The organism is Clostridium grantii DSM 8605 (genome assembly GCF_900129965.1).
Classification (GTDB): Bacteria; Bacillota; Clostridia; order Clostridiales; family Clostridiaceae; genus Clostridium_AF; species Clostridium_AF grantii.
Map to the genome: position 1 here is coordinate 359,624 of NZ_FQXM01000002.1, position 18,946 is coordinate 378,569.

16 protein-coding genes are annotated in these 18,946 nt (G+C 30.6%); all 16 read left to right on the forward strand.

Going from position 1 to position 18,946, the window contains the following annotated elements:
• Nucleotides 1-2 precede the first annotated feature (2 nt).
• Nucleotides 3-1,022: an RIP metalloprotease RseP gene (gene rseP / locus BUB83_RS01635; RefSeq protein ID WP_084133345.1), complete on the forward strand. Its 1,020-nt coding sequence runs from the start codon at nt 3-5 to the stop codon at nt 1,020-1,022.
• Between the two features lie 18 nt (nt 1,023-1,040).
• Entirely contained in the window at nt 1,041-2,090 is a 1,050-nt protein-coding gene (ispG, locus tag BUB83_RS01640; protein ID WP_073336321.1) for a flavodoxin-dependent (E)-4-hydroxy-3-methylbut-2-enyl-diphosphate synthase, read from the forward strand.
• A gap of 50 nt (nt 2,091-2,140) precedes the next feature.
• Entirely contained in the window at nt 2,141-6,496 is a 4,356-nt protein-coding gene (locus tag BUB83_RS01645) for a PolC-type DNA polymerase III (protein ID WP_073336323.1), read from the forward strand.
• Between the two features lie 192 nt (nt 6,497-6,688).
• Nucleotides 6,689-7,150: a ribosome maturation factor RimP gene (gene rimP, locus BUB83_RS01650; RefSeq protein WP_073336325.1), complete on the forward strand. Its 462-nt coding sequence runs from the start codon at nt 6,689-6,691 to the stop codon at nt 7,148-7,150.
• Nucleotides 7,151-7,167: 17 nt separating this feature from the next.
• The gene (nusA, locus tag BUB83_RS01655) at nt 7,168-8,217 is read left to right on the forward strand and encodes a transcription termination factor NusA (RefSeq protein ID WP_073336328.1); all 1,050 of its coding nucleotides are present in this window, start codon (nt 7,168-7,170) and stop codon (nt 8,215-8,217) included.
• Between the two features lie 42 nt (nt 8,218-8,259).
• Nucleotides 8,260-8,541, forward strand: coding sequence for an RNase P modulator RnpM (gene rnpM / locus BUB83_RS01660; protein ID WP_073336330.1), 282 nt, complete (start codon nt 8,260-8,262; stop codon nt 8,539-8,541).
• 24 nt (nt 8,542-8,565) lie between these two features.
• The gene (gene infB / locus BUB83_RS01665) at nt 8,566-10,650 is read left to right on the forward strand and encodes a translation initiation factor IF-2 (RefSeq protein WP_073336332.1); all 2,085 of its coding nucleotides are present in this window, start codon (nt 8,566-8,568) and stop codon (nt 10,648-10,650) included.
• Nucleotides 10,651-10,664: 14 nt separating this feature from the next.
• Nucleotides 10,665-11,015: a 30S ribosome-binding factor RbfA gene (gene rbfA, locus BUB83_RS01670; protein WP_073336334.1), complete on the forward strand. Its 351-nt coding sequence runs from the start codon at nt 10,665-10,667 to the stop codon at nt 11,013-11,015.
• Nucleotides 11,012-11,974, forward strand: coding sequence for a DHH family phosphoesterase (locus BUB83_RS01675; protein ID WP_073336336.1), 963 nt, complete (start codon nt 11,012-11,014; stop codon nt 11,972-11,974). The genes rbfA and BUB83_RS01675 overlap by 4 nt, the downstream gene beginning before the upstream one ends.
• Complete coding sequence (gene truB, locus BUB83_RS01680; RefSeq protein WP_073336338.1) at nt 11,971-12,843, forward strand: tRNA pseudouridine(55) synthase TruB; 873 nt, start codon at nt 11,971-11,973, stop codon at nt 12,841-12,843. The genes BUB83_RS01675 and truB overlap by 4 nt, the downstream gene beginning before the upstream one ends.
• Before the next feature lie 13 nt (nt 12,844-12,856).
• Entirely contained in the window at nt 12,857-13,792 is a 936-nt protein-coding gene (locus tag BUB83_RS01685; protein ID WP_073336340.1) for a bifunctional riboflavin kinase/FAD synthetase, read from the forward strand.
• 140 nt (nt 13,793-13,932) lie between these two features.
• Nucleotides 13,933-14,196: a 30S ribosomal protein S15 gene (gene rpsO / locus BUB83_RS01690; RefSeq protein WP_073336342.1), complete on the forward strand. Its 264-nt coding sequence runs from the start codon at nt 13,933-13,935 to the stop codon at nt 14,194-14,196.
• 104 nt (nt 14,197-14,300) lie between these two features.
• Nucleotides 14,301-16,421 carry a polyribonucleotide nucleotidyltransferase gene (locus tag BUB83_RS01695; RefSeq protein ID WP_073336344.1) on the forward strand — a complete coding sequence of 707 codons (2,121 nt, stop codon included), beginning with the start codon at nt 14,301-14,303 and terminating at the stop codon, nt 16,419-16,421.
• A gap of 122 nt (nt 16,422-16,543) precedes the next feature.
• Nucleotides 16,544-16,819: a YlmC/YmxH family sporulation protein gene (locus BUB83_RS01700; protein WP_073336346.1), complete on the forward strand. Its 276-nt coding sequence runs from the start codon at nt 16,544-16,546 to the stop codon at nt 16,817-16,819.
• A gap of 46 nt (nt 16,820-16,865) precedes the next feature.
• A complete protein-coding gene (gene dapG / locus BUB83_RS01705) occupies nt 16,866-18,074 on the forward strand; it encodes an aspartate kinase (protein ID WP_073336348.1) in 1,209 nt (402 codons plus the stop codon).
• 56 nt (nt 18,075-18,130) lie between these two features.
• A complete protein-coding gene (locus BUB83_RS01710) occupies nt 18,131-18,859 on the forward strand; it encodes a ClpP family protease (RefSeq protein WP_073336350.1) in 729 nt (242 codons plus the stop codon).
• Nucleotides 18,860-18,946: the final 87 nt, after the last annotated feature.

Below are 18,946 nucleotides of genomic sequence, written 5' to 3' on the forward strand. Positions count from 1 at the left end.
TATTGAACATTATTTATATACTAATTGGAATTCTACTCTTAGGAGTATTAGTTATTTTACATGAACTGGCACATTTTACTTTGGCAAAGTTAAATAAAGTAAAAGTAGAGGAGTTTGCTGTGGGTATGGGGCCGTTGCTTACATCAATTCAAGGAAAAGAAACATTGTACTCTATAAGAGCATTGCCTATTGGCGGATATGTGAGAATGTTTGGGGAAGATGAGCAATCAAAAGAAGAAGGATCATTTTCATCTAAAAGCCCTTGGAGAAAGCTTTCAATAGTTGCAGCAGGTCCAATAATGAATCTACTTGTAGCTATTGTGATTTTTGCATTTATTGGTTTTGTAAGTGGATTTGCAACTACTACAATTACTGAAACTATGGAAAATAGTCCGGCAGCACAGGTGGGTTTACAATCAGGGGATAAAATTATTAAAATCAATGATAGTAAAATTTCATCTTGGGATGATATAACAACTGAGATTATTCTTAATAAAAATGAGCCACTGGACTTAACTGTTTTGAGAGATGGAGAGGAATATACTTTTGAGTTAACTCCTATGTATGTAGAAAAAGAAGATAGGTATTTAATAGGAATAACACCTATGTACGAAGAAAATCCTAATTTAGGAGAGGCTTTAGGGCAAGGACTAAAACAAGTAAATACTATAACAAAGCAAACTTTTGTTTCTTTGGGCAGGATGTTTAAAGGTGAAGCATCTAAAGACGAAGTAGGTGGGCCTGTTACAATAATAAGAGTTACTAGCATGGCGGCTAAAGCTGGATTTCTTAACTTACTTTACTTAGGTGGTTTTATTTCAATGTCATTCGCTATTTTCAATATACTTCCAATACCGGCATTGGATGGAGGGTGGATTGTTTTGTTTTTGATTCAAATAATAACAAGAAAAGAAATTGATCAAAAATATGTTACAATTATAAATAAGATAGGTTTTACGTTTTTGCTTTTCTTGATGGTGGCAATAACAATAAAAGATATATTATTCCCTGTTAAGTTTTAAGGTTGGGAGGATGATTAAGTGGATAGAAAGATGACAAAAAAAATACAAGTAGGGAATATCTTCGTAGGAGGAGATTCACCTATCACAGTACAAAGTATGAATAATACAGATACTAGAAATATTGAAGCAACAGTGAAACAAATATTGGCTCTTGAAAGTGTGGGTTGCCAAATAACTAGATGCGCTGTTCCTGATTTAGATGCTGCAAGGGCATTAAGGAAAATAGTAAGTCAAGTTAATATACCAGTGGTTGCAGATATTCATTTTGATTATAAATTAGCTTTAGAATCAATAAAAAGTGGAGTGGATGCTTTAAGATTAAATCCAGGTAATATTGGTGATATAGAAAGAATCAAAGTTGTTGCTAGAGAAGCTAAGGCGAATAATATACCTATTAGAATAGGTGTTAATTCAGGATCTGTAGATAAAAAGATTTTAGATAAATATGGTGGAATTTGTGCAGAAGCATTAGTTGATAGTGCTTTAGAACATGTTAATATTTTAGAATCTGTAGGGTTCTATGATATTGTTGTTTCCATAAAATCTTCCACTACTATGGAAATGATAGAAAGCAATAGGTTGCTATCCGCGAAGGTAGATTACCCACTTCATTTAGGGGTTACAGAAGCAGGAACCCCTTGGAGAGGAAGTATAAAAGCCAGTATTGGAATAGGAACTCTTTTATGTGAAGGCATTGGAGATACATTAAGAGTATCTCTTACAGGAGATCCTTTAGAAGAAATTAAAGTGGGAAAACAAATTTTAAAATCTATCGGATTGATAAACGAAGGTATTGAGTTTATTTCATGCCCAACCTGTGGAAGAACAGGAATTGACCTTATAAAAATTGCACATGAAGCTGAAGATAGGTTGGCTAATTGTGATAAAAATATTAAGGTGGCTATAATGGGGTGCGTTGTTAATGGGCCTGGAGAAGCTAAAGGTGCAGACATAGGAATAGCTGGTGGAAATGGAGAAGGTTTAATTTTCAAAGGTGGAAAAATAATAAAAAAAGTTAAGGAAGAATTTCTTATTGATGAATTAATTAAGGAAATTGAAAATATGTAGGTTTTAAGCCTACATATTTTTTCACTTGAATTGCATGTAGGGAGGAAAAAATGAATCAGAACTTTGTAAATTCTCTATTAGAAGACTTTAATAAAAATGAAATTCTTATGAATGATAAATTAAGAATAGAAAAAGTTCAGTTTTTATCTAAAAGCTGTAAGATGAAGGTTTATATAAAATCTCATAACTCATTAAATGGTGAGAAAATAAGTGTACTAAAAAGTATAATTGCCAGTAAATTAAATGGATTTGAGAATATAGAATTAATAATAGCTAAAGATATTTCTAATGTGGATATATCAGAAATAGTAAATAAATACTGGGTAGATATTGTGGCAAAAATTTCTGAAGAAACACCATTGTGCAAAGAGTGTTTGATTGCAGCAGAAAAAAAATTAGATAACAATGTTCTTTCGTTGCATTTAGGGGAAGAATTTATATATACATTTTTAAAAGGTAAAAAAATTAATAATCATATTGAAAATTCTATTTTAGAAATGTTTGGAGCTAAAATAAAGGTTAATATTAGTTACAATAATAGTATTCAAACAATGGGAGCAGATTTCTTTAAAGAAAGAGAAAATAAAGAAAGAGAAATAATTACAAATATTATAAAAAATAAAGGTACCAATGAAAGCAAATCCTCAGATAAAAAAGATTCTCAGAAAACTTTCCAAAAAGATTTTAAAGGTAAGAGTAAGGATAAACAATTCTATAATAAAGAAGGAAAATCATCTGAAAATAATCCAAATGTAATTGTAGGCAGAGATTTTAATGGAGATACAATAGAAATTTCTACAATAACTCAAACATCAGGGGTAGTTGCTATTTGTGGGGATATAATAAAAAGTGAAATTATAGAAACGAAATCAGGAAGAAAAATATTTGTATTTGATGTAACGGACTATACAAGTTCTATGACAATAAAATGTTTTCCAAGGCCAAAAGATACTGAAAAGATGGAAGAAGAAATAAAAAAAGGTATAAGAGTGAAATTAAGAGGAGAAGCTACCTTTGATACTTTTTCAAGAGAAGTTGTTATTATGGGAAGAGATATAATAAAAACAACTAAAATAGAAAAAATGGATATATATGAAGAAAAAAGGGTTGAATTACATCTACACACTCAAATGAGTTCAATGGACGCTATTGCACCGGCTTCAAAATTGATTGAAAGAGCAGCTAAATGGGGACATAAAGCAATTGGAATAACTGATCATGGTGTAGTTCAAGCTTTTCCAGAAGCCATGGATGCTGCAAAAAAATATAACATAAAAGTTTTATATGGAGTTGAAGCATATTTTGTGGATGATGGAGAACCTATAGCTATAAATTGTGATGAGAAAACTATTAAAGATAGTTTCACAGTGTTTGACATTGAAACCACTGGTTTTTCTAGTGCTTATGATAAAATAATTGAAATAGGTGCAGTTAAAATTATAAATGGTGAAATTGTTGATAGGTTTAGTTATTTTGTTAATCCAGAAACTAATATTCCTTTTAAAATCATTGAGTTAACTGGGATAAATAATGAAATGGTAAAAAATTCAGAGACCATTGAAAAAATATTGCCTAAGTTTGTTGAGTTTGCTAAAGGAACTGTTTTGGTAGCTCATAATGCCAGTTTTGATGTTTCTTTTATAAGAAAAAATATGAGTGATTTAAATATGAAGTTTGATTTTCCAGTATTAGATACAATTCCTTTATCAAAATTTTTGTATCCAGAGTTAAAAAGATATAAATTAAATACTGTTTGTAAGTATTTGGGAATATCTTTGGAAAATCATCATAGGGCTGTGGATGATGCTGAAGCTACTGCACTAATAGTACAGGAAAGTTTTAAAAGATTAAAAGAAAAAGCTATTGTTACTATTGAAGAATTAAATAAAGAGTATCTTGCTACCATTGATATAAAAAAGATGAATACCTATCATCTTATAATTTATGCTAAAACTCAAGCGGGATTAAAGAATCTTTATAAATTAATATCAACCTCAAATTTAGATTATTTTTTTAAAAGACCAAGATTATCAAAAAGTATTATTAATCAATATAGAGATGGATTAATCATTGGTTCGGCTTGCGAGGCTGGGCAAGTATTTTCTTCTGTTCTGCAAGGTAAATCAAGTGAAGAAATGCAAGAAATAGTAAAATTTTATGATTTTCTTGAAATTCAACCAACTGGAAATAATGAATTTATGATAAAAAAGGGTATTGTAAAAAATGAAGACCAATTAAAAGAATTAAATATAAAGGTTGTGGAATTAGGGGAGAAATTTAATTTGCCGGTTGTTGCTACAGGAGATGTTCACTTTTTAGATGAAAAAGATTCTATATTTAGGGAAATATTAATGGCGGGTAAGGGTTTCAGCGACGCGAAAGACCAACCACCTTTATATTTTAAAACTACCAACGAAATGATTAAGGAATTTGAGTATTTAGGAGAAGAGAAAGCAAAAGAAGTTGTAATTTATAATACAAATATGATAGCGAACCAAATTGAGGATATACTACCTATACCAAAAGAAACTTTTCCACCTAAAATTGAGGGAGCAGACGATGACATTAGAAATATGACTATGCAAAAAGCAAAATCCATTTACGGAGACCCCTTGCCAGATATTGTACAAAAAAGGTTGGATAAAGAATTGAATTCTATTATTAGTAACGGATATGCTGTGCTTTATTTAATTGCGCATAAGTTGGTTGCTAAATCTTTGGAAGATGGATATTTAGTTGGGTCAAGAGGGTCGGTTGGTTCTTCCTTGGTAGCTACCATGACGGATATAACTGAAGTAAATGGATTACCAGCACACTATGTTTGTGAAAAATGTAAATATAGCCAATTTATAACAGATGGATCGGTATCATCAGGAGTGGATTTGCCAGATAAGGATTGTCCAAATTGTGGAGAAAATTTATATAAAGAAGGTTTTGATATTCCATTTGAAACATTTCTAGGTTTTGAGGGAGATAAAGAACCTGATATTGACCTTAATTTTTCTGGAGATAATCAAGCAGATATTCATCGATATACAGAAGTTTTATTTGGAAAAGGTCATACTTTTAAAGCAGGGACAATAGGAACAATAGCAGAAAAAACAGCTTATGGATTTGTAAAAAAATATTTAGATGAAAACAATTCAAAAGTAACTACTGCTGAAATAAATAGACTTACAGCAGGCTGTACAGGTGTTAAAAGAACCTCAGGGCAACATCCAGGAGGAATAATGGTTGTACCTGCTGATAACGAAATTTATAACTTTTGTCCAATTCAACATCCGGCAGATGACCCTAATTCAGATATAATAACAACTCATTTTGATTATCATTCTATAAGCGGAAGATTGTTGAAATTAGATATTCTAGGACATGATGATCCTACTATGCTTAGAATGTTAAAAGATATTACTGGTATTGATCCAACTACAGTGCCTATAGGGGATGAAAAGGTTCTTAGTTTGTTTACTGGTACTGATGCTTTGGGGATTACGCCAGAAGAATTGGGATGTCCCGTTGCTACTTATGGACTTCCGGAATTCGGAACAAAATTTGTAAGAGGAATGTTATTAGATACTATGCCTCAAACATTCTCAGATTTAGTGAGAATTTCAGGGTTATCTCATGGAACGGATGTGTGGTTAAATAATGCACAATATTTTATAAAAGAAGGATTAACTACATTGAAAGATTGTATATCCACTAGAGATGACATAATGGTTTATTTGATTTATAAAGGATTGCCACCACAGGATGCTTTTACAATAATGGAAAAAGTAAGAAAAGGTAAAGGCTTAGGTGAAAAAGACGAAGAATTAATGAGACAAAATTCAGTGCCAGATTGGTATATAGAATCTTGCAAAAGAATTAAATATATGTTTCCAAAAGGCCATGCGGTTGCATATGTTATGATGGCAATGAGAATTGCTTATTATAAAGTTTATTATCCAGAAGCTTATTACTCAGCTTTTTTTACAGTAAGAGGGCTTGATGATTTTGATGCAGAATTAATTTGTAAGGGCGAGGATGCTATAAATTTAAAAATAAATGAGATAAATGAAATGGGTAATAATATAAGCCAAAAGGAAAAAGGCTTATTAACGGTGCTAGAATTATCCTATGAAATGTATAAAAGAAAAATAAATCTTTTGAGAGTAGATTTATACAAATCAGAGGCAACTAGATTTGTTATAGAAGAAAAAGGAATTAGACCTCCATTGAGTGCTTTAGCAGGTGTAGGAGTAAATGCAGCAAAAGCAATGGTTGAAGCCAGAATTCATGGAGAATTTATTTCAAAAGAGGATTTAAGGTTAAGAACAAAGGTAACGAAATCAGTTATAGAAACTCTTTCAATTCATGGATGTATAAATGGATTACCAGATACAAATCAGCTTTGCTTATTCTAAATGGAGAAAATTAACTAAAAACTTGAATTTCTTTTATTTATATGATATAATGATATAGAATTTTACTTATATTAACTAGCAGAAGAGTGGGCATAAGCCCGCTCTTTCTATTTAAGTAAACGCAACGTAAGTTGCGTTTTTCGTTAGTTTAAATAAAAAAGAACCATAAAAATTGAATATTGGAGGTAAAGTATGAGTAATTACAAAATTTCTGATGAATTATTTAACCAAATAAAGAATGTAGTTATTGAAACTGGTTTTGAATTCTATTATGTAGAATATGTAAGGGAAGAAAATGAAAACTATTTAAGAGTTTATATTGATAGTGAAGAAGGAATAACTTTTGATAATTGCGCAGCGGTAAGTAAATCGGTGGGGGTTTTATTAGATGAAACAGACCCTATAAGCGATGCATATTATTTAGAGGTTTCTTCTCCAGGCGTAGAAAGAACACTATTTAATGATAAACATCTTGAACTTAATATAGGTAAAGAAGTAAAAATTAAATTATCTAAGATTTTTAATGGTAGCAAGAAATTTGAAGGCGAACTTTTATCTTTTGATGAAATCAATATATGTATAAAAAGTAAGGGTGCGAAAATTTCTATTCCAAGACAAAATATTAAAAAAGTTACTTTGAAAATAGAATTTTAGGGGGGTTAAACAAAAAAATGAATGCTGAATTTATCGAAGCACTAAAAGAAATAGTTATGGAAAAAGGCATTAGTGAAGATTTGATATTTGAAACAGTTGAAGATGCTTTAGTTTCGGCTTATAAGAAAAACTATGCAAAAGTTGGAGGAAATCTTCAAACGGTTAAGGTTACTATAAACAGGGAAAATGGCGAATTACACGTTTATACATCTAAGAAAGTTGTTGAGGAAGTAGAAGATCCATTAAATACAATCTCGCTAGAAGCGGCAAGAGAGATAAGTCCAAGATTTGATATTGATGATATTGTAGATCTTGAAAGTACACCGAAAAGTTTTGGTAGAGTGGCTGCACAAACAGCAAAACAAGTGGTTATTCAAAGAATCAAAGAAGCAGAAAGAAAAGTAATTTATGACGAATTTATCTCAATGGAGTTTGACATAATTACAGGAACAATTATTAGAAAAGAAAAAAACAATGTATTTGTAGACCTTGGAAAAATTGAAGCCATACTTGCTCCAACTGAGCAAATAAAGGGTGAAGAGTATAATTTTAATGAAAAGCTAAAACTATATATTGCGGAAGTTAAAAAAACTACTAAAGGGCCACAAATTGTTGTTTCTAGAACTCATCCGGGATTAATAAAAAGATTATTTGAACTTGAAGTTCCAGAAATATACTCAGGAGTAGTGGAAATTAAGAGTATTTCAAGAGAAGCAGGATCAAGAACAAAAATTTCTGTTCAATCTCATGATGAAAATGTAGATGCTACTGGAGCATGTGTAGGACCAAAAGGTGTTAGGGTTCAAACAATAGTAAATGAATTGAAAAATGAAAAAATTGATATAATAAAATATGATAAAATGCCAGAAATTTATATCGCCAATTCTTTGAGTCCTGCAAAAGTAGTAGAAGTTTCTATAAATGAAAACAACAAATCAGCAAAAGTTGTTGTTGCAGACAATCAACTTTCACTAGCAATTGGTAAAGAAGGCCAAAATGTTAGACTTGCTGCGAAACTCACAGGATGGAAAATTGACATTGTTAGCGAATCACAAGTTTCACTTTAATATTCTCCTAGAATAATTATTTGAAAAGGAGGGAAATTAAGTATGAATAATAGAAAGATACCTATGAGAATGTGTACGGGATGCATGGAAATGAAACCTAAAAAAGAGTTGATTCGTGTAGTTAAAAATAAAGAAAATGAAGTTTCAATTGATTTAGTAGGTAAGAAACCAGGGCGCGGAGCTTATATTTGTAAAAATATTAATTGTTTAGATAAAGCAATTAAGTCTAAAAGATTAGATAAGAATTTGGAAGTTAAAATTAACGATGAAGTTTATGGAAAATTAAAAGAAGAAATTAATGAAAATGAAAATGTGGATAATTAATTATCCTACGCGGGGGTGCATAATTTGACAAAAATAAGAGTACATGAATTAGCGAAAGAATTAGATGTAAGTAGTAAAGAATTAATATCGGTTTTAGAAGAAGAGTTTAGCATTATAGTAAAGAATCACATGAGTGTTCTTGACGAAGAAGATGCGGCGCTTATTAAAGAAATTTTTGCAGACAAAGAGAAGAAAACAACTTCAGCAGATGATGAGGGCTTAGTAAGTGTAGTAGACGAATATGAAAATGAAGTTGATAAAAAAATCAGCATAGAAGAAAAGAAAAACAGAAATAAAACTAAAAAATCTAAAGGTAAAAAAAGTGACGAAACAGATGAAGAGGAAGTTTCTGATTCAATAGAAATTGGTGAAACTATTACTGTAAAAGAATTTGCTGATAAAATTCATAAACCAATTACAGAAGTTATAAAACAATTAATGTTTACAGGAGTTATGGCTGCTATAAATCAAGAAATTGATTTTGAAACAGCAGAGAAAGTATCGGAAAGATTAGAAGTTCAATTAATTAAAAAAATTGAAGTAATTAATGCTGTTGGAGAAGTAGAGGAAGAAGTGGAATTCGAATCTGAAGGAAATGAAAAAAGACCTCCAGTTGTAACTGTTATGGGACACGTTGACCACGGAAAAACGTCTATATTGGATGCTATTAGAAAAGCAAAAGTTACAGAATCAGAAGCAGGTGGAATTACACAACATATTGGTGCTTATACAGTTCAATTAAATGGTGAGAAAATAACTTTCTTAGATACACCAGGCCATGCAGCGTTCACAACAATGAGATCTAGAGGAGCACAAATTACAGATATAGTTATTCTAGTTGTTGCAGCAGATGACGGAATAATGCCTCAAACAAGAGAAGCTATTAACCATTGTAAAGCGGCTAATGTTCCTATGATTGTTGCTATAAATAAAATGGATAAAGAAGGAGCTAATCCTGATAAAGTTAAGCAAGAGCTTACAGAATACAATCTTCTTGCAGAAGATTGGGGTGGAGATGTAATATGTGTACCAGTTTCAGCACATACTAAAGAAGGTTTAGATACATTACTTGAAATGGTATTATTAACAGCTGAAATGGAAGAATTAAAAGCTGATTCTAAGAGAAAATCTAAAGGTACAGTTATTGAAGCAAAACTTGATAAAGGAAGAGGCCCAGTAGCGTCTTTACTTGTTCAAAATGGTACATTGCATGTAGGAGATTCAATTATAGTAGGATCAACTTATGGTAGAATAAGAGCTATGTTTGATGATAAAGGGAAAAATATTAAAAGTGCAGGACCATCAATTCCAGTAGAAATTTTAGGATTATCTGATGTTCCAGCAGCCGGAGATAGATTTAATGAAGTTAAAGATGAAAAAACTGCTAGAAATATGGCAGATAAAAGAAAAGAAAAAATAAGAGAAGAGAGAATCAACTCAACTAGCAGAGTTTCACTTGAAGAATTATATAATCAAATAAAAGAAGGAAAAGTTAAAGAATTAGATGTAATTGTTAAAGCTGACGTTCAAGGATCTGTGGAAGCTATAATTAGTTCTTTAGAAAAATTATCTACAGATGCTGTAAAAGTTAGAGTTATTCATGGCGCAGCAGGAGCTATAAACGAAACAGATATTACGCTTGCTTCAGCATCAAATGCTATTGTAATTGGATTTAATGTAAGACCAGATAGTAATGCTGCAGCTTTAGCTGAAACAGAAAATGTTGATATAAGAACTTATAGAGTTATATATAACGCTATTGATGATGTTAAATCAGCTATGATAGGTATGCTTGAGCCAGAGTTTAAAGAAGAAGTTGAAGGAACAGCAGAAGTTAGAATGACTTATAAAATTTCTAATGTAGGTACAGTTTCAGGATGTTATATTACAAATGGTAAAGTAACTAGAACAAGTAAAATAAGAGTAGTTAGAGAAGGTATAGTAGTTGCTGAAACTGAAATGTCTTCATTGAAGAGATTTAAAGATGATGCAAAAGAAGTAGCTCAAGGGTACGAATGTGGTATCACATTAGAGAAATTCAATGATATAAAAGAAGGGGACATATTCGAAGCCTTCAAAATAATTGAAATAAAACCTAAAGAGCTATAAGAAAGGAGAACCTTATGGCTAAATATAGACTGGGCAGAATAAATGAAGAAATGAGAAAAGAAATATCGGATATAATAAGAAATGATATCAACGATCATAGACTAACAGCCATGGTTAGTGTTACTAAAGTTGATGTTACAAATGATTTTAAGTATGCTAAAGTATTTGTCAGTGTATTCGGTAGTGAGGAGTCACAAAAAGAATCTCTTCAAGCCTTGAAAAGTGCAACAGGACTTATAAGAAGAGAAGTGGGTCACAGAGTTAAATTAAGAATAACTCCTGAGATTATTATCGAATTAGATGAAAGTATAAAACAAGGTATGCATATAAATAGTATCCTTGCTGATTTAAAGGAGAAAAAATAATGTTTGAAAAAGTTATTGATTCCATATGTAAAAGTAAGGAAATAGGTATAACTTTTCATCAAAACCCAGACGGGGATTCTCTAGGAAGTGGCCTTGCTCTTTTGCAAGGTTTACTTCAACTAGGAAAAAATGCTTATATTATATCGCTTGAAGAATGCCCTGATGATTTTAAATTCTTGCCTATGGCAGAAACTATTGATGGAAAAACCACTGAACCTTCAAAAGATACAGACCTAGTAATAGTTTTAGATTGTGGAAATGTTGAAAGAATAAATGCAAGCTTAAACTTACAAAGTGAAAAGTATTCTATAATAAACATAGATCATCATATGTCTAATGATAATTATGGTTCTATAAACTATGTAAACACTAAAAGTGCAGCTGTAGGCGAAATAATTTTTTCAATATTAGAATATTTAGAAGTGGATATAAATAAAGAAATTGCCACTACAATATACACATCTCTACTGACGGATACAGGATCATTTAGACATTCAAATACAACAGAAAATACACATAATGTTGCAGGGAAATTAATTGCAACAGGTTGTGAGTTTTCAAAAATACATCAAACTTTATTTGAAAACACAACTTTAGATAAACTTAAGCTACAAGGTGAAGTAATAAATAATATGGAACTTGCAGCTAACAATAAAATTTGTTTTATGAAAGTTACTCTTGATGATTTAAATAAATTTAATCTTCTTAATGGAGATACTTCAGATTTAATAACATTAGGGACAAAGATAAAAACTGTGGAAGTAGCCGTTTTAATAAAAGAGGCAGAAGACAAAATAAAAGTTAGTTTAAGAGCAAAATCATATGTAGATGTAAGAAAAATTGCTGAAATATATGGTGGGGGAGGACACACAAAAGCCTCTGGTTTTGCGACTCAATTAAGAATTGAGGACATAAAAAAAGAATTACTTACAATTATAGAAAAAGAGTTGGTTATATGAACGGAGTAATAATAGTAGATAAACCTGTCGGCATTTCATCTTTTGATGTTATTAGACGAATAAAAAAGGCAACTAATATAAAAAAAATTGGACATACAGGCACACTTGACCCTTTGGCGTCTGGGGTGCTTCCTATTTGTATAGGCAAAGCTACCAAATTATCAAATTATTTAATGAGTGAGAAGAAAACATATAGAGCTGAGTTGAAATTAGGGGTAGTTACTGATACTTATGACAGAGAAGGAAAAATTCTAAGTGAAAATACTATAGAGTTAAGTAAAGAAAAAGTTACAGAGGCTATTATGAGCTTTGTTGGAGAAATAAAGCAAATTCCACCGATGTACTCTGCTTTGAAAATTAATGGCAAACGTCTTTATGAATTAGCAAGACAAGGGATAGAAGTGGAAAGAGAAAAAAGAGACATTACCATATATAATATCGATATAATAAACATGGATTTACCATATATAATTTTTGATGTGCAGTGTTCAAAAGGTACATATATAAGAAGTCTATGTTATGATATAGGTGAAAAATTAAATGTGGGAGGGTGCATGTGGAATCTAAGAAGGATTTCAAGTGGCCATTTTAATATTGAAGAAAGTATAGAGCTTGATAAAATAACAAAAGAAAATTTTTCGGAATACACTTGTAGTATAGAAGAAATTTTATCGTTAGAGGGCTATGAGAAAGTAATTGTAAACGAAAAAATGAAAACTCTTCTAGCTAATGGAGTTAAAATAAAAAATGAATTTTTATTAAAGCAGTTTGAAGAGAATAAAAGATATATGATTTACTATAATGAAAATGAATTTTTAGGGTTAGCTATTCGTGAAAACGAAGAATTAAAGATGGAAATACAATTTTAAAGAGGTAAATATTATGGTGATTTTGAATAATAACTTTGAAGAAAGAATAAAAGATAATACAGTAGTGGCACTTGGTAATTTTGATGGTATTCATCTAGGCCATATGGAATTAATTAAGAAAGCTATTGAGTTATCTAAAGAATTAAAAGTTAAGAGTATGGTGTATACCTTTGAAAATCATCCTTTAAGCGTGATAAATAAAGAAATGACGCCTAAGTTAATTTTATCTAATGAATCTAAAAATACAATTCTAGAATCATTGGGCATTGATATAGTAAACTATGCAGAATTTAATAATAAAATTATGAATTTACCACCAGAAGTATTTATAGAAAAGTTGAAATACCATTTTAATATTAAAGGACTTGTGGTAGGATTCAATTTTAGATTTGGATATAAAAATTTGGGTGACGTAAATCTTTTAACTGATATATGTAAAAAAGAGGGTATAAAACTTAAAGTTGTTGACTCTATTTCTTTAGAAAACCAAGTGGTTAGCAGTTCTATAATTAGAAATTTGATAAGTGAAGGATTATTAATTAAGGCAAATCAAATGTTGAATTATGTTTTTTTTCTTCCGGGAGTGGTAGTACATGGAAATCAAATAGGAAGAACTATAAATTTTCCTACTATTAATTTAGATTACCATAGAAACTTATTAATTCCAAAAGGTGGAGTGTATTTTACAGCAGTGAGGGTTAATAATAAAATTTATAAAGGAATTACAAATATAGGATATAACCCTACTGTACTTAATAAAAAATTTTCTATTGAAACTTTCATATTAAATTTTGATGAAGATGTGTATAATAAAAATGTGAAGATTTATTTTATAGAAAGATTTAGAGATGAAATTAAATTTGATTCTTTGACTAAACTTGCACAGCAACTATCATTAGATAAAGATTATGTAGAAGAAAAAACAATAGAAAATTACAATTTATTTTAAAAAATCGCATAATAATGGAAGAAAATAATTTACAAACAACAAAAATTTTGATATAATGAATTTTGTGAGCCATATTCTATGATTTTCGAAGGCCAACGAATTTCTTGGAATATAGGTGATAATTAACGGAGGTGCAACAAATGGATAAAATTTTAAAAGATTCAATAATTAAAGAGTATGCTACACACGAAGGTGATACTGGTTCTGCAGAGGTTCAAGTTGCTTTATTGACAACTAGAATTAACGAACTAAACGAACATTTAAAAATGCACAAAAAAGATCATCACTCAAGAAGAGGTCTTTTAATGATGGTTGGTAAAAGAAGAGGTTTATTAAACTACGTTAAAGAAAAAGATATTGAGAGATACCGTACTTTAATTAAAAAATTAGGATTAAGAAAATAATCTCTAGGAGCGGCTAACCCCGCTCCGTTTTTACAATTAAAGTAATTAAAAAAAAGATATTTAGGCAATATTAAATATGTATATATTTTGAAAGGAGGAACAATATGAATAATATTTTTGAAATTGAAATTGCAGGAAGAAAACTTCAAGGCGAATTTGGAAAATTAGGTATGCTTTCTGATTGTGCTTTGTTAATTAAATATGGCGAAACAGAAATCATGGTAAATGCTAATGCATCTGAATCTCCAAGAGATGGAATAGATTTCTTTCCTTTAAGCATTGAGTACCAAGAAAGATTGTATGCAGTAGGTAAGATTCCGGGAGGATTTATAAAAAGAGAAGGTAGACCTTCTGATAAATCGATTCTTAATGCTAGAGCTATTGATAGACCATTAAGACCACTTTTCCCAGATAACTATTATAATGATGTTCAAATTGTTTGTACAGTTTTATCTGTAGAACATGATAATTTACCAAATATTTTAGCAATGAATGGAGCTTCTTTAGCATTATGTTTATCAAGTATTCCATTTACAACACCAGTAGGAACTGTAGCAGTAGGATACATAAACGGAGAATTTGTTACAAATCCAACATCTAAACAAAGAGAAGAAAGTATTCTTGATTTAACTGTTTGTGCTACAAAAGAAAGAGTTATTATGATTGAAGCTGGTGGTAATGAAATACAAGAAGATGTAATGTATGAAGCCATCGAATATGCTTTTGAAGAAGCTAAAAGACTTGCTTTATGGCAAGAAGAAATGATGAATCAATATGGAAAACCTAAACAAGAGGTGATCCCACCGCAAATTGATGAAGAAGCTATAAAAGCTGTAGAAGAGTTTGCAAAAGAAGATATAGTTTCTGCTATGCATATTACAGATAAAGACAAAAGAAAAGTTGTTTTAGATGAAATAAAAGGAAAAATAGCAGATGAATTATTTGATAAATATCCTAATAGCATAAAAGATATAAATGAAAAAGTTTATAAACTTCAGAAAAAAGCTGTTAGAACTATGATATTAAAAGAAAAACTAAGACCAGACGGAAGAGGATTTGATGAAGTTAGACCTTTAGCATCTGAGGTATCATTATTATCTAGAACCCATGGTAGTGGATTATTCACAAGAGGATTAACTCAAGTTATGAGTGTAGCAACTCTTGGATCTATGAGTGAAACACAAACAATAGATGGTATAGATGAACAAACTTCAAAAAGATATATGCACCATTATAATTTCCCTTCTTACAGTGTTGGTGAAACTAGACCAATGAGAGGACCAAATAGAAGAGAAATAGGACACGGAGCTTTAGCAGAAAAAGCTATAGAGCCATTAATACCAAGTGAAGATGAATTCCCTTATGCTATAAGAGTTGTTTCAGAAGTTTTAAGTTCAAATGGATCTACATCTCAAGCAAGTGTATGTGCTAGTTCATTAGCTTTATTTGATGCAGGAGTACCTTTGAAGAGACCAGCAGCTGGTATTGCTATGGGACTTGTAACAAGTGATGATCTTTCAGAAGAAGAAGTTTTAACAGATATTCAAGGGTTAGAAGATTTCTTTGGAGATATGGACTTTAAAGTTGCAGGTACAGAGAAAGGCATTACAGCTATTCAAATAGATACTAAAATAGCAGGTATATCTTTTGATTGTATAAAAAAATCAATTGAAAGAGCAAAAGTTGCTAGAATGAAAATATTAAGTGTTATGAATGAATGTATTCCAACTCATAGAGAAGAACTTTCACCATATGCACCTAAAGTGCTTACTATTTCTATAAACCCAGAAAAAATTAAAGATGTTATAGGTGCTGGCGGAAAGATAATAAACAAAATTATCGATGAAACTGGTGTTAAAATTGATATCCAAGAAGATGGAACAATTTTTGTAACTGCTGATGATTATGAAGGTGGAAGAAGAGCTATTGAATTAATTGAAGGTTATGCTAAAGAAGTTAAAGTTGGAGAAATTTACTTAGGAAAAGTAGTGAAAATTGCTGCCTTTGGTTGCTTTGTTCAGATTTTACCTGGTAAAGAAGGTCTTGTTCATATATCTAAATTAGACAAGAAAAGAGTAGCTAAGGTAGAAGATGTTGTATCAGTAGGAGATGAAATTTTAGTTAAAGTAACTGAAATAGACAATACAGGTAGAATAAATCTTTCTAGAAAAGATGCTATCCAAGAAACAGAAACAGAAACTGAAAATGAAAGTGAAAACTCTTAGAAGGGCAGAAATGCCTTTTTATTTTTCGGAAAAATAATAAATCAAGTAACTCCTTTTGTAATAATATTTTCTTTTGTTTCATAATATTTAAGAGAAGTCTTATAATATTGGAGGAAAAAAAGATGGAAGAAAATATAAGATATTACAGTGAGATGGAGAGGTTTGAAATAATAAATATTAATGATGGTGAAAAATATAATTATCTTTTAAATAATGATATAATAGTGGATGATGATGGCTACATGAGGCTTCTTATCATCCATAACAATTTTTCCAAGTTCAAATTTTTTAAAGGAAATAATTTTCAGGAAGTTCCTTGGGATAATGTTAGAAAAATTGGAGCTAGTACAATAATTGTAGATATTGAAGAAACAGAGATAAGAAGAATAACACCATAGATAAATATAACATATAATAACTTATAAACTAATTTGGAGGATAATTATGAAAATTATCGTGCAAAAATTTGGTGGCACATCTGTTAGTGATTATAGCACAAGGCAATGTGTTACAGATAAAGTAAAGAAAGCTATCGAAGAAGGATATACCCCTATAGTGGTGGTTTCTGCAATGGGGAGAAAAGGTAACCCTTATGCTACAGACACTTTACTTTCCTTAGTTTCTAATGAGTTTAAGGAAAACAACTTAAGAGCAACTGATTTGTTGATGAGCTGTGGGGAAATTATTAGTACTGTGGTTATGAGTGAGCAATTAAGTGAAAATGGAATAAATGCTATGCCGTTAACAGGGGGACAGGCAGGAATTAAAACTGACCATAATTTTTCAAATGCATCAGTCTTAAATGTAGAAACTAAAAATTTAAAAGCACTCTTGGAAAATGATATTATTCCTGTTATAGCAGGATTTCAAGGTATAACGGAAGATGGTGCGGTTACAACTATTGGTAGAGGGGGAAGTGATGTTACTGCTTCTTTGCTTGGAGTAGCTATGAAAGCTGAAAGTGTAGAAATATATACTGATGTAGATGGGATAATGACTGCAGACCCGAGAATAGTTAATTCAGCTTCGTTGATAGAAAATATTAGTTACAATGAGGTTTTTCAATTAGCAGATCAAGGAGCGAAGGTTATTCATCCTAGAGCAGTAGAGATTGCTATGAGGGGAAATATACCTCTCATAATCAAAAATACAAATAATAATTGCTGCGGAACTGTAATAAATAGCTTTGGTGATGTGGCTAGTGGAAATGTAATTACTGGAATAACACATATGGATAAAAGAACTCAAGTAAGAGTTAAATTAAATGAAAACAGTGACAATGAAAATTATGATAATTTATTGCCTTACTTGGCTGATAATAGTATCAGTATTGACTTAATAAACATGTTTCCTAATGAATTAATTTTCACCATTGATTTTAAGGATATTGATAAATTTATAAATATAATGGAGAATTTAGGATTATTATTCAGTTTAATAGAAAATTGTAGTAAAATAGCTATAATTGGATCTAGAATGAGGGGTATTCCAGGTGTAATGGCAAGAATACTTAAAGCACTTATAAAAAACAATATAGAGGTACTTCAAACAGCAGATTCACATACTACCATTTGGTGCTTGGTATCTGAAGAAAACACAGAAAAAGCCATAAATGCGCTGCATAATGAATTTTCATTATCAAAGTGTAATTAAGTGAATAACTAAACCTTCCTTAGATAACAATATAGAAGTAAGGGAGGTTTTTTATAATGTCAGAAAATAATGAAGAAATAAATGAAGAAAGAATTAAAGATACCCAAAATAAAAATATAAAAGATTTTGGAGTGTCGGATATAGCAAAGGGAGACTGCGATTTTCAAGTGCTTCCAATAATAGGTCAGATAGAAGGGCATACAGTGCTACCACCACAATCTAAAACTACAAAATATGAACATGTTATTCCTCAACTGGTGGATATTGAGACAGATGAAAATGTGAAGGGTGTTCTGATTATTTTAAACACGGTAGGAGGAGATGTGGAAGCAGGTCTTGCTATATCAGAAATGATAAGAAGTTTAAGCAAGCCTACAGTATCTTTAGTGATTGGAGGAGGCCATTCCATTGGAGTTCCTTTAGCAACTTGTGCAGATTTTTCATTTATATCACCCTCTGCCACAATGATTATTCATCCTATAAGAATGAATGGACTTGTTCTAGGAGTTCAACAAACCTTTGATTATTTTTCAAAAATGCAAGATAGAATCACAGATTTTATAGTCAGAACATCTAAGATAGATGAGAAGACTTTAACAAGGCTTATGATGCAATCAGATGAATTGTTAAATGATACAGGTACCATATTAATAGGAAAGCAAGCAGTAGAATATAATCTCATTGATAAAGTGGGAGGTATAAGTGATGCCATTGCAAAATTGAATTCAATGATTAAGGAAAAAGAGAACAATTTAGAAAAAGAGAACAAATTAGAAAAAGAATAGTAAAAAATACGAAAAACTAAAGGTAACTTTAGTTTTTAAGTTTTTTAAAGAATATTTTAGAAGGAAAAAAACACTAAGTGTAGAATT

Coding starts and splice junctions, on each gene's coding strand:
- BUB83_RS01645 (WP_073336323.1), top strand. CDS start 2,141: ATGAATCAGAACTTTGTAAATTCTCTATTAGAAGACTTTAATAAAAAT.
- rimP (WP_073336325.1), top strand. CDS start 6,689: ATGAGTAATTACAAAATTTCTGATGAATTATTTAACCAAATAAAGAAT.
- nusA (WP_073336328.1), top strand. CDS start 7,168: ATGAATGCTGAATTTATCGAAGCACTAAAAGAAATAGTTATGGAAAAA.
- rnpM (WP_073336330.1), top strand. CDS start 8,260: ATGAATAATAGAAAGATACCTATGAGAATGTGTACGGGATGCATGGAA.
- rbfA (WP_073336334.1), top strand. CDS start 10,665: ATGGCTAAATATAGACTGGGCAGAATAAATGAAGAAATGAGAAAAGAA.
- truB (WP_073336338.1), top strand. CDS start 11,971: ATGAACGGAGTAATAATAGTAGATAAACCTGTCGGCATTTCATCTTTT.
- BUB83_RS01685 (WP_073336340.1), top strand. CDS start 12,857: ATGGTGATTTTGAATAATAACTTTGAAGAAAGAATAAAAGATAATACA.
- rpsO (WP_073336342.1), top strand. CDS start 13,933: ATGGATAAAATTTTAAAAGATTCAATAATTAAAGAGTATGCTACACAC.
- BUB83_RS01695 (WP_073336344.1), top strand. CDS start 14,301: ATGAATAATATTTTTGAAATTGAAATTGCAGGAAGAAAACTTCAAGGC.
- BUB83_RS01700 (WP_073336346.1), top strand. CDS start 16,544: ATGGAAGAAAATATAAGATATTACAGTGAGATGGAGAGGTTTGAAATA.
- dapG (WP_073336348.1), top strand. CDS start 16,866: ATGAAAATTATCGTGCAAAAATTTGGTGGCACATCTGTTAGTGATTAT.
- BUB83_RS01710 (WP_073336350.1), top strand. CDS start 18,131: ATGTCAGAAAATAATGAAGAAATAAATGAAGAAAGAATTAAAGATACC.